The organism is Actinoplanes sp. TFC3, from assembly GCF_001553785.1.
Classification (GTDB): Bacteria; Actinomycetota; Actinomycetes; order Mycobacteriales; family Micromonosporaceae; genus Actinoplanes.
This window is the reverse complement of the sequence record NZ_LOJP01000001.1, coordinates 2,428,619-2,448,223: the sequence shown is the minus strand read 5'-3', so window position 1 is coordinate 2,448,223 and position 19,605 is coordinate 2,428,619. Positions and strand designations below refer to the sequence as shown.

Annotated in this window: 2 protein-coding genes and 1 pseudogene; all 3 read right to left on the bottom strand. The window is 73.7% G+C overall.

The annotated features are described in order from the left end of the window. Positions 1–5,331, bottom strand: a pseudogene (locus TFC3_RS11165) (type I polyketide synthase); the annotation flags it as partial. A gap of 53 nt (positions 5,332–5,384) precedes the next feature. Then, a complete protein-coding gene (locus TFC3_RS11160; protein WP_067498959.1) occupies positions 5,385–9,968 on the bottom strand; it encodes a type I polyketide synthase in 4,584 nt (1,527 codons plus the stop codon). Then, a complete protein-coding gene (locus TFC3_RS11155; RefSeq protein ID WP_067498957.1) occupies positions 9,968–19,534 on the bottom strand; it encodes a type I polyketide synthase in 9,567 nt (3,188 codons plus the stop codon). The genes TFC3_RS11160 and TFC3_RS11155 overlap by 1 nt, the downstream gene beginning before the upstream one ends. Between the last annotated feature and the right edge of the window lie 71 nt (positions 19,535–19,605).

Sequence of the window (19,605 nt, the reverse complement as noted above, 5' to 3'; positions counted from 1 at the left end):
GGCGCCCGGGGGGGGGCGCGGGGCAGCGTTGGGGCGGGGCCCCCCGGGCACGCTGACCCGGGTGTGCGGCAACGGCCACTGCGCCCGCCACTCCCCCGGGACCGGCGGGACTTGCGGGTCCCCGGCGATGCAGTCCTCGGGCGCCACGAACAACGTGGGCGCTTGGATCGGGGAAGGCTGCCACGGCCGGAACATCGCCCGGTACGTGCCCAGCGCGGTCAGCGTGGTCAGGTTCATCGTGGTGAAGCGGGACCGCCGCTCGTTCACCTCGTAGTTCATCGCCTGGCGCAGGGGCAGCGACATGCTGTCCGGCAGGTACGTGTCGAGCAGCACGACGCCGTCGGCGACCAGCCCCCGCTGCTGCAGCACTTCCGCCACAGCGTGGGCCATCCAGCCGCTGGACGAGTAGCCCATGAGCACGAACGGCTTACCGGCAGCGGCGGTCTCGGTCTGCGTGGCCAGCACCTCCAGCAGGGTGCCGAGCGAGTCGGCCAGCGCCGAGCCGGGCTGGAAGCCGGGCACCTCCACCATGGTCAGCTCGCGGTGTTCGCGGAAGAACATGGCCAGCCGGGCGAACTGCAGCGACTGCTCGACGGGCGCGAACGGTGGGAAGCAGATCACCGCCGGGGTGTCGTCGCCGCCGGCCAGGCGGACCACGCCGGTGCGGGCCTCGCCGGGGCTGGTGAACCGGGTGCGGGCCCCGGACGCCCCGGTGAGCAGCGCTTCCACCTCGGTCATCCGGCCGCGCAGGGCGACCGTGCGGTAGATGGCAGCGAACGACTCGGCGTCGTCGCCGGTGGTAGCAGGCCCGCCGTCGTGGCGGGCGAAGCCGCTGTCATCCAGCGCCTGGGCCAGGAACGTGGACACGGCGGCGACGCTCGGATGGTCGAACACCAGCATGGCGGGCAGCGCGAGCCCGGTGGACACGCCCAGCTGATTGCGGATCTCGACGGCGGACAGCGAGTCCAGGCCCAGTTCCACGAACGGCTGGTCGTCGGGCACACCGGTCAGGTCGGTACGGCCCAGCGCACCGGCAACCGTCTGGCGCACCAGGGCGTTCAGCGCGGCGTCGCGCTCGGCGCCGGTCAGCTCGGCCGCATGTCGCGCCGCCGGCTGCGCCACGGCCGGGGTGGCAGGCTGGGCGGTGGCGGCCTGCGGCAGCTCGTCCAGCAGCGGGCGGGGCCGGGCCGCGGTGTAGCCGACCAGGAACGCCGGCCAGTCGATGTCGGCCACCACGAGCGCACCCCGGTCGCCGTCGAGCACCCGTTCCAGTTGCCGGATGCCCTGGTCGGCGGGCATGGGTACGAGCCCGCGGCGCCGCAGTTCCCGCTCACCACCGGCGTCGACCATGCCCGAGCCGGCCCACACACCCCACGCGACAGCAACGGCGTGCTCACCCCGGGCGGCCCGGCGCTGGGCGAGCGCGTCGAGGTAGGCGTTCGCGGCGGCGTACGCGGGTTGGCGGCCGCTGCCCCACACCCCGGCGATCGAGGAGAACAGCACGAACCGGTCGAGGCCGGGGAACAGCTCGTCGAGCACGCGAGCACCGGCGGTCTTTCCGGTGTACACGGCGTCGAATTCCTCGGGCTTGGTCTGGTCGATCGGGGTGTTCTGGCCGACTCCGGCGGTGTGGAAAACCGCTCGTACCGGCTCACCCTCGGCGGCCAGGCGGTCGGCCACGGCCCGGAGCTGCTTGGCGTCGGCGGCCTCAGCGGCGATGACCTGCACCCGGGCGCCGGTGTGCCGCAGATCGCTGACCAGGTCGGCGGCTCCGGGTGCTTGCGGGCCGCGGCGGGACAACAGCACGATCGATTCGGCGCCCTGCGCGGCGAGCCGGCGGGCGACGTGCGCGCCCAGCGATCCGGTGCCGCCGGTGATCAGCACGGTGCCGCGCGGGGTCCAGGGCTGGTCGGGCCGGACGGCGGGCGCGGGTTGCAGGCGGCGCAGCCAGACGCCGCTGGGCCGCACGGCGACCTGGTCCTCCCGGCCGTCGCCGGCCAGCACACCGGCGAGCAGGCCGGTGGTCCGCTCGTCCAGGGAAGCCGGTACGTCGATCAGCCCACCCCACCGGTCGGGGTGTTCCAGCCCGGCGACGCGGCCCAGCCCCCACACGGCTGCGGCTCGCGGGTCGGCGGGGGCCTCGCCCGGGTCCACGCCGGTGGCGCCGGTGGTCAGGCACCACAGCCGGGCACCGATCCCGGTGTCGCCCAGCGCCTGGACCAGAACCTGGACGTCGCCGGGCCGGTCGAGCAGGGCGATCACCCCGGACAGCACGGGTACGGCAGCGACCTCGGTGCGCAGGGCGGCGGCGGTCGCGGCCCGGTCGTCGCCGATCGGCACGGTGACCACGTCGGCGAGGATGCGGGTGAGCGCGCGCAGCCGCGAAGCCGTGGCGCCGGTGTCGCCGCTGGGCTGGACGACCAGCCAGGTGCCGGGGACGCGGGTGGTGCCCGGCGGTGGGGTCAGCGGGCGCCAGGTGATGCGGTACCGCCAGGCGTCGGCGGCCTGCCGGTCGCGGATCTGCTGGTGCCACTGGGCGAAGGCGGGCAGGGCGGGCAGCAGGTCGGCGGGGGCGCCGTACGCGGTGGTCAGCTCGCTGGTGTCCTGGCGGTGCACGGCGGTCCAGAACGCGTCGTCGTCGGCCGTGTGCCGGCCGGCGACCGGGCGGGCCGGGGCGTTCAGCCAGTACGAGGTGTGCTGGAAGGCGTACGTGGGCAGCCGGACGACCGGGCCCTCGCCGAGCACTGCGGTCCAGTCGATCGGAACGCCGTAGGCGTGCGCGCGGGCCAGCGCGGTCAGCACCGTGACGACCTCGTCCTGGTTGCGCCGGGCGGAGGCCAGCGCGATCCGGTCCGGCCCGGCCATCGGGGTGAGCACCGCGTCCGGGCCGATCTCGACAAGCACGTCGGCATCGATCATCGCGTCGAGCGCAGCGGTGAACCGGACCGCGTGGCAGGCGTGGTCGGCCCAGTAATCGGGGGTGCCGAAGGGATGCGTGGTGTCGGCGGACGGGTGAACGGGCAGCGCCCCCGGTTGCACCTGCAGCCCGGCCAGGTGGGTGCGGAACTCGGCGAGCATGGGCTGCATGAGCGGGGAGTGGAACGCGTGGCTGACCCGCAGCCGCGACACCCGCCGGCCCCGGGTACGCCAGTGCTCCTCGATGCGCTGCACCACGCTCGCGGCGCCGGAAACCACCACCGCCCGGGGCCCGTTGACGGCGGCGATCGCGGCCTCTGTTTCGCCTTCGAGCAGGACGGCGGCTTCATCCTCGGTGGCCTCGACGGCGAGCATGGCCCCGCCCTCGGGCAGCGCCTGCATGAGCCGGCCGCGGGTGACGGCGATCAGCGCGGCGTCGTGCAGCCCCAGCACCCCGGCGACCACGGCGGCGGCCAGTTCACCGATCGAGTGGCCGGCTACCGCGGTGAACGTGACGCCCCAGGACTGCCAGAGGCGGGCGAGCGCGGTCTCGTACGCGAACAGCGCCGGCTGGGCGTACTCGGTGCGGGCCAGCACCTCGGCCGGTTCGTCCCACATGACCTCGCGCAGCGGGCGGTCCAGCAGTGGGTCGATGACCGCGCACGCCTCGTCGAGCGCGGCCTCGAACACCGGGAACCGGGCGGCCAGCTCGCGTCCCATGCCGGGACGCTGAGCCCCCTGACCGGAGAACAGCACACCGACCCGGCCACGCCCGGCGGCAACCGGCTCGGCGGCGGCGAGCGCGGTGTCCAATTGCTCGGGGTTCCCGGCGACCACGGCGATGCGCTGGTCGAACAGGGTGCGCGTGGTGGCCACCGACCGGGCGATCGCCGCGAGATCCAGGTCGTCGCCGGCGGCGGTGAGCCGGGCGCGCAGAGCCGCGGCCTGAGCCCGGGCGGCGTCAGCGGTTCTACCCGACAGCACCAGCGGCACCGGCAGCAGGCTCGGCTCAACCGGGACCGGCTCGGCGCTGGCTTCCTCGATGATGATGTGGGCGTTGGTGCCGCCGATGCCGAACGCGGAAACCCCGGCCCGGCGCGGGTTCTCGCCCCGCGGCCAGGGCAGCGGCGAGTCCAGCAGCGACACCGCGCCCGCCGACCAGTTGACCTCGGGTGAGGGCTTCTCGGCGTACAAGGTGCGGGGCATGGTGTCGTGCCGGATCGCCTCGACCACCTTGATGATCGCGGCGACCCCGGCGGCCGACTGGGTGTGCCCGATGTTGGACTTCAGCGAGCCCAGCCGCACCGGGCGCGCCGGGTCGCGGCCCTGGCCGTAGGTGGCCAGCACGGCTTCGGCCTCGATCGGGTCGCCCAGTTTGGTGCCGGTGCCGTGCGCCTCGACCAGGTCCACGCCCTCGGGGGCGATGCCGCCGTCGGCCAGCGCGGCGAGGATGACCCGTTGCTGCGCCGAGCCGTTGGGAGCGGTCAGCCCGTTCGAGGCACCGTCCTGGTTGACCGCCGTGCCGCGCACCACCGCAAGCACGTCGTGGCCGAGCCGGCGGGCGTCGCTGAGCCGCTCGACCAGCAGCATGCCGGCGCCCTCGGACCAGCCGGTGCCGTCGGCCTCGGCCGAGAACGAGCGGCAGCGCCCGTCGCGGGCCAGCCCGCCCTGCCGGCTGAACTCGACGAACGTGCTCGGCGTGGCCATCACCGTGGCGCCACCGGCCAGCGCCAGGTCCACCTCGCCGCGGCGCAGCGCCTGCACGGCCAGGTGCAGGGCGACCAGCGACGAGGAGCAGGCGGTGTCCACGGTGAGCGCGGGGCCTTCCAGGCCCAGGGTGTAGGCGATGCGCCCGGACAGCAGCGACGTCGACACCCCGCTGATGCCGTAGCCCTCGACACCGACGCCGCCGGTGCCCACGTCGAAGCCGTAGCCCTGGCTGGCCGCGCCGACGTAGACGCCGGTGCGGGTGCCGCCGAGCCGGGCCGGGTCGATCCCGGCATCCTCGATGGCCTCCCACGACGTCTCCAGCAACAGGCGCTGTTGCGGGTCGATGCCGACGGCTTCGCGCGGGGAGATGCGGAAGAACGCGGCGTCGAAATCGGCGGCGCCGTACAGGAATCCGCCTTCGCGGGTGTAGGTCGTGCCGGGCCGCTCGCCGCTGGGGTCGTAGATCGCCTCGGTGTCCCAGCCCCGGTCGGCCGGGAAGCCCGAGATCGCGTCGGTGCCCGCGGCCACCAGATGCCACAGCTGGTCACGGGTGGTGACGCTGCCCGGCAGCCGGCAGCCCGCCCCCACGATGGCGACGGGTTCGCGGGCGCTGGCTTGCTGCGCGGCCAATTGCTGCTTGGTGCGCCGCAGCTCGGTGGTGAGCTGCTTGACGAAGTGCCGCAGCTTGTCCTCGCCGGAGCTCTGCTGCTGTTCTGGGGCCACGGGTGGCACCTTTCGCGGATCGGGGGCGGTGGTGGTCACCGTCCGTGCGGGTCGTGGCCGTCCTGCAGCGAGATGCCGAGTTCGCCGGTGATGAAGTCGAGCACCTCGTCGACCGAGGCGTCGTTCAGCGGCTGCGCGGTGCCGCTGCGTGCGGGCTCGGCGCTGAATTCCTGCAGCAACTGCCGCAGCCTGACCTCGATCGGGCCACGCGCCGCATCGTCGAGCTGAACAGCGCCGAGCGTCGCGGCGAGCCGGTCGATCTGGGCGAGCGCGCTGCCGGGATCGGCGTTCTCCTCGCCCACAAGCGTTTCCAGGTACGTCCGCAGCGCGCCCAGGTTCGGATAGTCGAACACCAGCGTGGCCGGCAGGCTCAGCCCCAGCGCGGCGTCGAGGCGGTTGCGCAGTTCCACAGCGGTCAGCGAGTCGAACCCGAGTTCCTGGAACGACCGCTCGGTGTCCGGGCGCCACCCGCCGCCGTGCCCGAGCACCAGCGCCAGGTGCTCGTTGAGCAAGTCGGACAGCCGTTGGCGGCGCTGCGCGGGCGGCAGAGCAGCCAGGTCGGGCCGCTCCGGGGGTCGCCCGGCCGCGAGGCCGGTCAGCTCGGCGAGCTCGGGATGCGCCCGGGTCGCCGCAACCCGGGTGGCGTAGGCGTCCCAGTTCACGTCGGCGACCAGCACCGCAGATTCACCGGCGGCCATGGCCTGCCACAAGGCGCCCAGAGCGCGGTCCGGTGGCATCGGGGTCAACCCGCTGCCCCGCAGCCGGTCGGTGTCGATGCCCCCGGCCATGCCCGCGCTCGCCCACGGCCCCCATGCCACCGCCGTGGCGCTCAGCCCGTCGGCATGGCGGCGCCTGGCCAGGTCGTCCAGCAGGGCGTTGGCGGCGGCGTAGTTACCCTGCCCGGCGTTGCCCAGCACCCCGGACAGCGAGGAGAACACCACGAACGCGTCCAGGTCGAGGTCGCGGGTGAATTCGTGCAGGTGCCGGGCCGCACCGGTTTTGGCGGCCAGCACGGTGGCCAGCCGTTGCGGGGTGAGCGCGTCGAGCACGCCGTCGTCGAGCACCCCGGCGATGTGGAAGACGCCGCTGAGCGGGCGGTCCGGCGGGATGGCGGCGAGAACGTCCGCCAGGGCGGTGCGGTCCGACACGTCACAGGCCTGGATCGTCACGCCGGTGCCGTGCCGGGTCAACCGGTCGCGCAGCCGGGTGGCGGCGGCGCTGTCCGGGCCGGAGCGGTTGAGCAGCAGGAGGTGTGCGGCGCCGGCCTCGGCCAGGGCCACGGCGACCTCGGCGCCGAGCCCGCCGGTGCCGCCGGTGATCAACACGGTGCCGGGCAACTGGGGTGCCGCGGCGGTGGGCCGGGCTGGCAAAGCGACAACGCGCCGGACGTGCAGTCCGTCGGCCCGGATGGCGATCTGGTCCTCGGTGTGCCCGCTCAGGGCGGTGGCCAGCGCCGGTGCGAGATCAATGGTGGCGCCGGCGTCGGAGGCGATCTGCAGGACGCCGCCCCACCGCTCGGGAATCTCCAGTGCGGCGACCCGCCCGAGTCCTTGCACGGCTGCGGCGGCGGGGGTGTCGTCGCATGCCAGGCACCACAGCGGGGCCCCCACCCCGTGGTCGCCGAGCGCCTGGATCAGGGCGAGGGTGCCCGCCAGCGTCTCGTCCGGTTCGCCGGGCAGCAGCCCCAGCGTGGACACGATGCCGCTCAGCGCGGGCAGGGCGGCCTCGCCGAGCAGCTTCACCAGCCCGGCGCGATCGGTGCCGGCCCCGGCGGGCAGGGTCAGCACCTCGGCCCCCGAACCGCTCAGCGCGGCGGCGACGCCGGTGGGGTCGTCGCCGGCCAGCAGCCAGGTGCCGGTGAGCGCGGGAGCCGGGGTGGCCGGCAGCGGTCGCCACACCACGGCGTAGCGCGGCAGATCGGCGGGACCCTGCGCCGGCGGGTTCTCCGGATCCATCCAGAACCGGCGGCGCTGGAACGCATAGGTGGGCAGGCCCAGCACCGGCGCCGGGCCGGGCAGCACGGCCGTCCAGTCCACCTCGACGCCGCGGCAGTGCAGGGTCGCCAGGGCGGTGAGCAGCGCGCGGGGTTCGGGGCGGTCGCGGCGCAGACCGGCAACGCAGTCGGCACCGGCGAGGGGGGTGAGCGCGGCGTCGGGGCCGAGTTCCAGAAACGTGGTGACGCCGTCGGCGCGCAGGGTGGTCAGGCCGTCGTGGAAACGTACGGCGCGGCGGACGTGCTCGACCCAGTAGGCGGGGTCGGCCAGCTCGGCGGCCGTGGCCAGGCGACCAGTCACGTCGGAGACGATGGGGATGCGCGGTTCGGCGTAGCTCGCCGAGGCGGTGACAGCACCGAACGCGGCGAGCATGGGTTCCATCCGCGCGGAATGGAAGGCGTGGCTGACTTCGAGACGTTTGACCCGGCGGCCCTGGGCGCGCCATTGTTCGGCCTGCTGCGCGATGAATTCCTCGTCGCCGGAGAGCACCACCGAGCGCGGCCCGTTAACCGCAGCAATGCCGTCCGCAGCAATGCCGTCCGCGCTGACCTCGTCCTCGCTGGCCTCGACGGCGAGCATCGCGCCGCCCGCGGGCAACTCCTGCATGAGCCGGCCCCGGGCGGCCACGATGCGGCAGGCGTCGCTCAGCGTCAGCACCCCGGCGACGTGGGCGGCCACCAGCTCACCGATCGAGTGGCCGAGCAGCCGGTCCGGGCGTACACCCCATGAGGTGACGAGCGCGAACAACGCCACCTCGACGGCGAACAGGGCGGGCTGGGCGAACTCGGTGGTGTGGACCTCGGGGGTGTCCAGCACGTCGCGCAGCGGGCGGCGCAGGTGCCTGTCGAACTCGTCGCACACCGCGTCGAAAGCGGCGGCGAACACCGGGTAGGCGGCGTGCAGTTCGTGGCCCATGCCGGGTCGTTGACTACCCTGACCCGAGAACAGGATTGCGGTACGTCCAGGGCTGGCGACTTGTGGACGTACCACATCGCCATGTTCCTGCCCTGTCGCCACCGCAGCCAGCGCCTCCAACGACGGCTCCAGCACCACCGTCCGCTGCTCGAAATGGCTGCGGCTGTGCGCCAGCGAACACCCCACCGCCGCCGCCGAAACCTCCGGGCGATCGGTGAGCCAGGCGTGCAGCCGGGCCGCCTGATCCTGCAGGGCTTGCTCGGAACGGGCGGACAGCAGCCACGGCACGAGCGGCGGTTCGGGGATCTCCCCCACCGGCGAAGGCGCCGGTGCTTCTTCGAGGATCAGGTGGGCATTGGTGCCGCTGATACCGAAGGCGGACACCGCAGCGCGACGCGGACGATCCTCGACCGGCCACGCTCGGGCCTCGGTCAGCGGCAGCACGGTCCCCGCCGACCAGTCCACTTCGGAGGTGAGTTCCTGCACGTGCAGGGTTGGCGGCAGAATGCGGTGCTGCAGCGCCATGACGGCCTTGATGACCCCGGCCACCCCGGCGGCGGCCTGCGAGTGTCCGAGGTTGGACTTGACCGAGCCGATCCACAACGGGCGGGTGGGTTCGTGCGCCGGGCCGTAGACCGCCAGCAACGCGCGGGCCTCGATCGGGTCGCCGAGCCGGGTGCCGGTGCCGTGCGCCTCAACCAGGTCGATCTCGGCGGCGCTCACCCCGGCGGCGGTGAGCGCGTCACGGATCACGCGTTCCTGCGAGGGCCCGTTCGGGGCGGTGATGCCGTTGGACGCGCCGTCGGAGTTGACCGCCGAGCCGCGGATGACCGCCAGCACCGGATGCCCGAGGCGTTGGGCGTCGCTGAGCCGTTCCAGGTAGAGCAGCCCGGCGCCCTCTCCCAGCCCGAAACCGTCGGCGGTGGCGGCGAACGCCTTGCACCGCCCGTCCGGTGACAACGCCCGCTGCCGGCTGAACTCGCTGAACGCCCGCGGCGTGGTCAGCACCGTGGCCCCGCCGGCCAGCGCGGCCACACACTCGCGGTCGCGCAGCGCCTGCACCGCTCGGTGCAGGGCAACCAGCGACGACGAACATGCGGTGTCGATGGTCTCCGAGGGCCCGCGCAGGCCCAGCACGTACGACAACCGTCCGGAGATCATGGCGCCGGTGGTGCCGGTGACGACGTAGCCCTCGGCCGCGATCGGCGCCGCGGCCAGTACCTGGGAGTAGTCCTGAATGTTGGAGCCGGCGAACACCCCGACCTGGGCGTCGCGCAACGAGCGGGGATCCAGGCCGGCGTTCTCCACCGCCTCCCACGCGGCCTCCAGCAGCAGCCGCTGCTGCGGGTCCAGGGTGGCTGCCTCGCGCGGTGAGATGTCGAAGAACTCGGCGTCGAAGCGGTCAGCGTCGGCGAGGAAGCCGCCGGTGGTGGCGTAGCTGTGCCCGGGGGTGTCCGGGTCGGCGGAGTACCGGCCGGCCAGATCCCAGCCGCGGTTGACCGGCAGCTCGGCGATCGCGTCGCGCTGATCACTGACCAGCTCCCACAGCTGTTCCGCGCTGCTGATCCCGCCGGGGTAGCGGCAGCCCACCCCGACAATGGCGATCGGCTCGTGGCGGCTCTGCTCCCGGGTGCGCGCCGCCGACAGCTCGGCGCTCATCGCCCGCAAATGCCGGGCGAGGCGTTCCTCGGTGCTGAGCTCGGCGGCCATCAGGACTCCCCGAACTGGTTGTCGAGCATGGCGAGCAGCTCCTCGGTGCTTCCCGCCGCGTCGAGCGCCGGGGCGGTGGTGTCGGGGCGCACCGAGCGCAGCAGGGCTTCCAGCCGGGCGGCCAGCCGCAGCCGTTGCGTGTCGTCGGTGGCCAGGGTGCGCAGGTCGGTTTCCAGGTGGTCCAGGCGGCTCAGCACGGTGTCCACCGAGGCGCCGTCGTCGAAAGCAAACTCACCGAGCAGATATTTGGCCAGCCGCACCGGTGTGGTGTGGTCGAACAGCAGCGTCGGGGCCAGCTTCAGCCCGGTGGCCGTGGCCAGGCGGTTGCGCAGGTCGACCGAGAGCAGCGAGTCGAACCCGGTCTGCCGGAAGTCCGCGTCGGCGGCGATGAGTTCTCCGCTGGAGCGGCCCAGGACCGCACCGCCGTGCGCGCGCACCAGTTCCAGGATCTCGCGTTCCCGGTCGGCCGGGGACAGCGTGGCCAGCCGGTCGCGCAGGCCGGTGCCCGAGCTGCCAGCGGGCTCGCCTGGTTCGGCGGCGAACTCGGTGAGCAGCGGGCTGGGCCGAGCCGAGGTGAACACCGGTACGAAGCGGGGCCAGTCCACGTCGGCGATGATCTGGAACGCGGTGCCGCCGGCCATCGCCTGGTACAGGCCCTCGAACGCGGTGTCGCGGTCCAGGAACGGCAGACCCCGGCGGACCACCGCGCCGGCGTCGGTGCGGTCCTTGGTGACCTGCTCGTCCCAGATGCCCCAGGCCACCGACACCACGGGCAGCCCGGTGGCGGCGGCGTGCTCGGCGTAGGCGTCGAGGAACGCGTTGCCGGCCGCGTAGCCGCCGTGGTCACCGCTGCCCCACACCCCGGCGATCGAGGAGAACAGCACCAGGTCGCGCAGGTGTTCGCGGTCCAGCAGCTCGGCCAGGTTGATGGCACCGGCGGCCTTGGCGTCCACGATCTCGGCAAAGCGTTCCGATGTCGTGGTCTCCAGCGCCTCGATGGCCAGGTGCGCGGCGGCGTGCAGGGCGGTGGTGACCGGATGACCGGCCGCGGCCAGCTCCCCCAGCACCCCGGCGAGGCGGTCGCGGTCGCGCACGTCGCAGGCGAACACCGACGCGGTGCAGCCCTTGGCGGCCAGTTCCCCGACCAGCTCGGCCATCCCGGGTGACTGCTCGCCGCGGCGGCTCAGCAGCGCCACGTGGGTGGCGCCGCGCTCGGCGACCGAGCGGGCCAGGTGCGGGCCGAGCGAGCCGGTGGCGCCGGTGATGAGCACGGTGCCGGTCGGCTCCCAGTCCGCGGCCGGCTGGGGTGCCCGCCGGGTCAGGCGGCGCACCCGGGCACCGCCGGCCCGGATCGCCCACTGGTCCTCGCCGGGTCCGGGGTCGGCCAGCACCGCGAGCAGCCCGGTGAGGGCCGCGTCGTCGGGGTCGGCGGGCAGGTCGATCAGCCCACCCCAGCCGCGCGGGTACTCCAGCGCGGCGACCCGGCCGAGCCCCCACAGCTCGCTCTGCACCGGGTGGGCGGGGGCTTCGCCGTCCACGCCGACCGCCGAGGTGGTGAGCGTCCACAGCGGGGCGGCGAAACCGGTGTCGGACAGTGCCTGGATCGCGGTGATGCTCAATGCCAGCCCACGGGTCAGCGCCGGGGTCGCCGGGTCACGGCGTTCGTCGGGTCCGAGCAGCGAAAGGATGCCGGTGTACTCGCCGGTGCGTTCGGCGAGTTGCTTGGCCAGCCGGGCACGGTCGGTGTCGCCGAGGGTGAGCACGTCGGCGGCGAGGCCGTGCGCGCGCAGGCGCTCGGCGAGCGGGCCGGTTGCGTCGGTGCTCAGCAGCAGCCAGCGCCCGGCCGGGACGGCGGTGGCGGCGACCTCGCGGGGGTGCCAGGTGATGTCGTACCGCCAGGAGTCCAGGGTGGCCTGGTGCCGGCCGCGTGGGGCGGCGTCGGTGACGTCGATCCAGAAACGCTCGTGGGCGAAGGTGTAGCCCGGCACGCTGACGCGCCCGCCGGAGCCGAGCACCCGCTGCCAGTGCACGCCGAGGCCACCGGCGTATCCCTCGGCCGCCGAGCGAAGCAGCCCGGCCCGGCCGCCTTCGTCGCGACGCAGCGAGCCGGTCACCACCGCGTCGGTGTCCAGCGTTTCCAGGGTTTCGCGGACCGCGTTCACCAGCACCGGGTGCGGGCTGCTCTCGGTGAAGAAGGTGAAGCCGTCGCCCGCTAGCGCCGCGATCGCCGTGGTCAGGCGCACCGGCTCGCGCAGGTTGCGGTACCAGTATTCGGCGTCCAGCTCGGCACCGGTGAGGCGTTCGCCGGTGACGGTGGAGTACAGCGGCGCCGAGCCGGCCGTGGGAGTGATCCCGTCAAGCCCGGCGATCAGCCGCTCCCGCAACGGTTCCACGGCCGCGGAGTGCGAGGCGTAGTCCACGTCCACCCGCCGGGTCCAGACGCCGTCGCGCTCGGCCGCGGCCAGCAGCTCGTCCAGCGCGTCGCCGGGTCCCGACACCACCACGGTGGCGGGCCCGTTCACCGCGGCGATCGACAGACGCTCGCCCAGCCGGGGCTGGACCTGCTCGACCGGCAGGCCGACCACCACCATGCCGCCGGTGCCGGCAAGCTCGCCGAGCAGCCGGGAACGGGTGGCCACGATGCGGGCGCCGTCGGCCAGCGACAGCGCCCCGGACACGCAGGCAGCGGCGATCTCGCCCTGGGAGTGCCCGGCCACGGCGGCGACCTCGACTCCCCAGGACTGCCAGACCCGGGCGAGCGACACCATCATGGCGAACAGGGCTGGTTGTACGACGCCGACCGGCGCGGTCGCGGCCGGGTCGGGGTCGGCGAGCACCTCGGTCAGCGACCACTCGACCCAGGGTGCGAGGGCCTGCTCGCAGTCGCGGATGGCGGCCGCGAAGGTGGCGTTCTCGGCGATCAGCGCCTGGGCCATGCCCAGCCACTGCGAGCCCTGCCCGGGGAAGATCAGCACAGTACGACCCCGGCGCCGCTGCCCCGAAGCCACCGAGGCAGGCACAATCGCACCGGGCGTAGCGAACGCGTCAAGGCTGTCCAGCAGCGCGGCCCGATCCGCGGCAACCACCACCGCGCGGTGGTCGAAGCCGGTGCGGGCGGTGGCCAGCGACCACGCCAGATCGCGCAACGGCAGCCCCGGCTCGGCCCGCACCGCGTCGCGCAGAGCCGCGGCCTGCAACGGCAGCCCCCGGCCGGTACGAGCGGTGAGCACGAACGGCACCGGCTCGCTGTCACCCGGGTCGTCCGCCGGAACCCGGCGCGGGTCGCCTTCTTCGAGGACCACGTGCGCGTTGGTGCCGCTGATGCCGAACGAGGACACCCCGGCGCGCCGGGGCTGCTCGCGGCGCGGCCACGGCTGCTGCTCGGTCAGCAGCTCGACACCCCCGCCGGACCAGTCCACCTCGGTGGTCGCCGTGTCGGCGTGCAGGGTGCGCGGCAGCGTTTCGTGGCGCAGCGCCTGGACCATCTTGATGATGCCGCCGACCCCGGCCGCTGCCTGCGAGTGCCCGAGGTTGGACTTGAGCGAGCCCAGGTAGAGCGGCCGGTCACGGTCCTCGCCGAAGGTGGCGATGATGGCCTGCGCCTCGATCGGGTCGCCGAGGCGGGTGCCGGTGCCGTGCGCCTCGACCGCGTCCACGTCGCCCGGCGTCAGCCCGGCCTGGGCCAGCGCGGCGCCCATGACCCGTTGCTGCGACGGCCCGTTCGGGGCGGTCAGGCCGTTGGAGGCGCCGTCGGAGTTGACCGCTGAGCCGCGCACAACGGCGAGCACCTCGTGACCCAGCCGGCGCGCGTCGGACAGCCGCTCGACGGCGATCACGCCCACACCCTCGGACCAGCCGGTGCCGTCGGCGTCAGCCGAGAAGGACTTGCAGCGCCCGTCCGGCGACAGCCCGCCCTGGCGGCTGAACTCCACGAAAATGTTGGGCGTGGCCATCACGGTCGCGCCACCGGCCAGCGCCAGGTCGCATTCTCCTTGGCGCAGCGCCTGCACGGCCAGGTGCAGGGCCACCAGCGACGACGAGCAGGCGGTGTCCACGGTGATGGCCGGGCCTTCAAGCCCGAGCAGGTAGGCGATGCGGCCGGACATCACGCTGTTGCTGTTGGCCAGCCCGAGGATGCCTTCGAGGCCGTCGGGAATGCCGTTGAGCCGGCTGTAGTAGTCGTTGTACATGATGCCGGCGAACACCCCGGTGCGGCTGCCGCGCAGCGATTGCGGGTCGATGCCGGCGTCTTCGAGGGCGTGCCAGGCCGATTCCAGCAGCAGCCGCTGCTGCGGGTCCATGGCGAGGGCCTCGCGCGGGGGGATGCCGAAGAAGTCGGCGTCGAAACCGGCCGGGTCGTTCAGGAAACCCCCGTGCCGGGTGTACGACCGCCCGGCCCGGCTGCGATCGGGATCGTAGAGATGCGCCAGGTCCCAGCCCCGGTCGGCGGGGAAACCGGCGATGGCGTCGCGTCCCTCGGCCACCAGGTTCCACAGATCGCCCGGTCCGTTCACCTCACCGGGATAGCGGCAGGCCATGCCCACGATGGCGATCGGCTCGCTGACCGGCGTGGCCACGGCAACCGGCCGGTGCGGTTGCGCGGCGCGGCTGGTGCCGGTCTGCTTTTCCAGGTACGACGCCAGCGCCGCGGAGGTCGGATAGTCGAACACCAGCGTGGCGGGCAGGCGTACCCCGGTGGCGGCGGCGAGCCGGTTGCGCAGCTGCACCGACATGAGCGAGTCGAAGCCGAGTTCGCGCAGCGGCCGGTCGGCGTCGATGCCGGTGGCGTCGGTCTGCCCGATCGTGGCTGCCACCTCGCCGCGCACCCGGTCGAGCATCGAGCCGGCCGGGGCCGCCGCGCTGGTAGTGGCGGTGCTGGTGACCGCGGGTGCGATGCGTCGTTCCAGCGGCTGCAGTTGCGGGGCCGGACGGCTGGCGGTGAACAGCGGCAGGAACCGTGACCAGACCACGTCGGCGAGCACGCAGTCGGTGCCCGCGCTCACCGAGGCCGCCATGGCTGCGATTGCGGTGGCCGGGGACATCGGGGTCAGGCCCTGGCGGCGTAACTGGCGTTCGACGTCGGCGTCGACCATGCCGCCCTCGGCCCACGGTCCGAACGCGAGCACGGTGGCGTGCTGCCCGCGGGCGCGGCGGGCGGCGGCAACGGCGGTGAGCGCGGAGTTACCGGCGCCGTACGCGGCTTGCCGACCGGCACCCCACACCCCGGAGATGGAGGAGAACAGCACGAACGCGTCGAGTTCGGGCAGCAACTCGTCCAGCACCCGAGCGCCTTCGACCTTGCCGTCGATGACGCTGCGCAGGGTTTGCGGGGTGGTGTCGAGCAGGGGTTGCTGGTGACCGGTTCCGGCGGCGTGGATGACGGTGTGCACCGGGCCGAGGCCGGCGAGCAGGGCGGCCACGGCGGTGCGGTCGGCGACGTCGGCGGCCACGATGCGCACCGGGGTGCCGGCGGCGGTCAGCTCGTCGTGCAGGGCGGTGGCACCCGGTGCCTGCGGGCCGCTGCGGGACACCAGGATCAGGTCACAGCCGCCTTGAGCCGCGACCCAGCGGGCCACGTGGGCGCCGAGGGCGCCGGTGCCGCCGGTGATGAGGACCGTGCCGGTGGGGTGCCACGGCTGCGCGGCCGGTGGGGTGGGGCGTAGCCGGGGGACTTGGGTGGCTTGTGGGCGTACCCGGATCTGGTCCTCGGAGGCGTCGAGCGGCACGGCCTGCTCGCCCTGCACGTCGATCAGCCCACCCCAGAGCTCGGGCAGTTCGAGCGCGGCCGCGCGGCCGGCACCCCAGACCGCCGCCTGCTGCGGGTCGTGCTCGGCGTCGGTGGTGAGGCCCCACACCGGCACCTGGTAGCCAGCGGCGGCGAGTTGCTGCACGGTCAGCAGCAGCTCCTCGGGAGTGCGCAGATAGGTGAGGACACCGGCGAAACCACCGGGAGCGGGCAGATCGGCCAGGCTGACGCGGACGCTGTCGGTGACCTGCTGCTGCGCCCAGGAGATGTCGGTCGTGCCGGGAGCCAGGATCAGCCAGGTGCCCGGGGCCGGGCCGGTCACCTCGGCGGTCATCGGCTCCCATTGCACCTCGTAGCGCAGCCGGTCGGTCCGGCTGTCCACAGTGGCAAGGCGCGAGGTGTCAGCGGCGCGCAGCACCAGTTCGGCGACGGTCAGTACCGGTTCGCCGGTCGGCGCGGCGGCGTCCAGGCGGACCTGGTCACCGGTGATCTGCAGGCGTACGCGCAGCGCGGAGGTGCCCGAGCGGTGCCGGGTCACTCCGTTGAACGCGAACGGCAGCCGTACCTGCGCGCCACCGCTGTAGGCGAGGGGGTGCAGGGCGGCGTCGAGCAGCGCCGGGTGCAGCCCGAAGCGAGGGTCGCGGTTGGTGTCGGGCAGGGCCACCTCGGCGTACATCTCGGTGCCGGAGCGCCACGCGGCGCGCAGGCCCTGGAAGGACGGGCCGTAGGCGTAACCCCGGTCCGCGAGGTCGGCGCGCAGCTCGTCGATCATGATCTCTTCGGCGCCGGCCGGGGGCCATTGCTCGGGCGTCCAGCCGGATTCCTTGCCACCGGTGGCGAGGCGGCCGCGGGCGTGCACCGTCCATTCCCCGTCGGCGTTGCACGATCGGATCACCAGGTCGGTGCCGTCGGCGGCCAGCCAGAGCTGCACATCGACCCCGGACGGTGGCAGCACCAGGGGCGCCTGCACGATCAGGTCGCTCAGCTCGGCACCGGCCTGCCCGGCCAGTTCCAGGAACCCGGTGCCGGGGAACAACACGGTGTCCCCGACGGCGTGGTCGGCCAGCCAGGCATCGGTGCTGGGTGAGATGCGCCCGGTCAGCACGAGGCCACCCTGCTCGGGCAGGTCCATGGCGCTGGACAGCAGCGGATGGTTGAGCACCCGGGCCCCGGCGCCGCGGTGCGCGACGGCGTTGGGCAGCCAGTAGCGGCGGCGCTGGAAGGCGTACGTCGGCACGTCGGCCCGCCCACCCTCGGGCAGCACGGCGGCCCAGTCCACGCCGGCACCGTGGGCGTACGCCTCACCGAGGGCGCCCAGCACGACCGGTACTTCGGGGCGTTCGCGGTGCGAGCCGGCGATTGCGGCGTGCGCCGAGTCGAGCAGCGGGGTGAGCGCGGCATCCGGGCCGATCTCCACGAGGATGTCGGCCGGCGCCAGGTTCGTGATGGCGTCGTGGAAACGGACCGCGTGACGCACGTGGCCGACCCAGTACCGGGCGTCGGTGACCGGGTGAGCGGTGCCGGCCGAGGCGCTGAACGGGATGGCCGGCTCGCGGAACGTCAGCCCGCCGGCCACCGCGGCGAAGTCCGGCAGGATCGGGTCCATCAGCGGGGAGTGGAAGGCGTGGCTGACCCGCAGCCGGCGGGTACGAGTCCCGCGCTCGCGCCAGGTCGCCTCGAGCTGCTCGATCGCCGCGACCGGCCCGGCGATCGTAACGGCGGCCGGGGCGTTGACCGCGGCGATCACCGCACCCCCGTGCAGGGTGGGCGTGACGTCGCCGGCCGCGGCGGCCACGGCAAGCATCGCGCCGCCCTCGGGCAGAGCCTGCATCAACCGGCCGCGCGCGGAAACCAGGCGGGCCGCGTCGTCCAGCGACAGCACCCCGGCCACCACCGCAGCGGCGATCTCACCGACCGAGTGCCCGGCCACGGCGGTGAACGTCACGCCCCACGACTGCCACAGCCGGGCCAGGGCGACCTGGAACGCGAACAGGGCGGGCTGGGCGTGCTCGGTGCGGTTGAGCGCCTCGGCGTCGCTGCCCCACATGACCTCGCGCAGGCCGGGCTCCAGCGCGGCGCACGCTTCGTCGAACGCGGCCCGGAACACCGGGAACGCGTCGGCGAGGTCGCGGCCCATGCCGAGGTGCTGGCTGCCCTGCCCGGAGAAGATGGCGGCGATCCGGCCGGGGCCCGCGGTCACCGCAACGATGGCGCGCAAGGCTTCCAGCACCTGGTCGCGGTCACCGGCTACGGCAGCGCGGTGCGGGAAACGGGCGCGGTGCAGGGCGAGGGTGCGGGCGACGGCGGCCAGCGGCACGTCCGGGTGTTCGATGAGATACGCGCGCAGCGTTTCGGCTTGCTTCTGCACGGCTTGCGGGGTCTTGCCGGACAGCACCAGCGGGGCGATGTCACCGCCGGCCGGAGCTGCGGGGGCGGGGGTGTATTCCTCGAGGATCACGTGGGCGTTGGTGCCGCTCATGCCGAACGAGGACACGCCGGCCCGCCGCGGGGTTTCACCTGCTGGCCAGGGCCGGTCGTCGGTGAGCAGGGCGACGGTGCCGGTGGACCAGTCGACCTCGGTGGTCGGCCGGTCGGCGTACAGGCTGCGCGGCATTACCTCGTGCCGCATCGCCAGCAGCATCTTGATGACCCCGGCCACCCCTGCCGCAGCCTGCGTGTGCCCGATGTTGGACTTCAACGACCCCAAGAAGAGCGGACGACCGGAGGGGCGATTCTTGCCGTACGTCGCCAGCAGCGCTTCGGCCTCGATCGGATCACCGAGCCGGGTGCCCGTACCGTGCGCTTCGAGGATGTCCACATCGGAAGCGGTGAGTCCGGACCCAACCAGGGCGGCCTCGATGACGCGCCGCTGCGCGGGTCCGCTGGGCGCGGTCATCCCGTTGGACGCCCCGTCCTGGTTGACCGCCGAGCCGCGTACGACGCCCCAGATGTCGTGGCCGTGGCGCACCGCGTCCGACAGCCGCTCGACCACCAGCACGCCGACGCCCTCGGACCAGCCGGTGCCGTCGCCGTCGGCCGAGAAGGAGCGGCAGCGCCCGTCGGTGGACAGCACCCGCTGGCGGCTGTACTCGGTGAAGAACGTCGGGGTGCTCATCACCGCGACCCCACCGGCCAGAGCCAGATCGCATTCGCCGTTGCGCAGCGCCTGCACCGCCAAGTGCAGCGACACCAGCGACGACGAGCACGCGGTGTCCACGGTGACCGCCGGGCCCTCGAAGCCGAACAGGTACGACACCCGCCCCACGGCCATGCTGCCCGCGCTGCCGGTGTGCACATAGCCCTCGAAGCCGTCGGGCGCGGTGGTGAACCGGCCGCCGTAGTCGTGGTGCATGACGCCGGTGAACACGCCGGTGCGGCTGCCGCGTAGCTGCGCCGGGTCGATGCCGCCGCGCTCCAGGGCCTCCCAGCTGGTCTCGATGAGCAGCCGCTGCTGCGGGTCCATGGCCGCGGCCTCGCGCGGGCTGAGCCCGAAGAAGTCGGCGTCGAACAAGTCGATGTCGCTGAGGAAGCCGCCCTCACGGGTGTACGACTTGCCGGCCGCGTCCGGGTCCGGGTCGTACAGGTTGGCGATGTCCCAGCCCCGGTCGCGCGGGAACTCCGTGATCGCGTCACGGCCCTCGGCGACCAGCGCCCACAGGTCCTCGGGCGTGCGCACACCACCGGGGTAGCGGCAGCCGAGACCGACGATCGCGATGGGCTCGGTGTCCCGGCTCTGCAGCTCGTGCAGCCGGGAGCGGGTGCGCTGCAACTCGGTCGTCGCCTTACGCAGGTATTCGACCAGCTGGCTTTCGTCTGTCATGTTCGCACACCTCGATCGCACAATGCGGGATCGAGCGATTCAATCAACAGTCACAACAGGTCGTGCACCCC

Excerpts from the sequence above, each read along its gene's own strand:
- TFC3_RS11160 (WP_067498959.1), bottom strand. The coding sequence starts at position 9,968 with ATGGCCGCCGAGCTCAGCACCGAGGAACGCCTCGCCCGGCATTTGCGG.
- TFC3_RS11155 (WP_067498957.1), bottom strand. The coding sequence starts at position 19,534 with ATGACAGACGAAAGCCAGCTGGTCGAATACCTGCGTAAGGCGACGACC.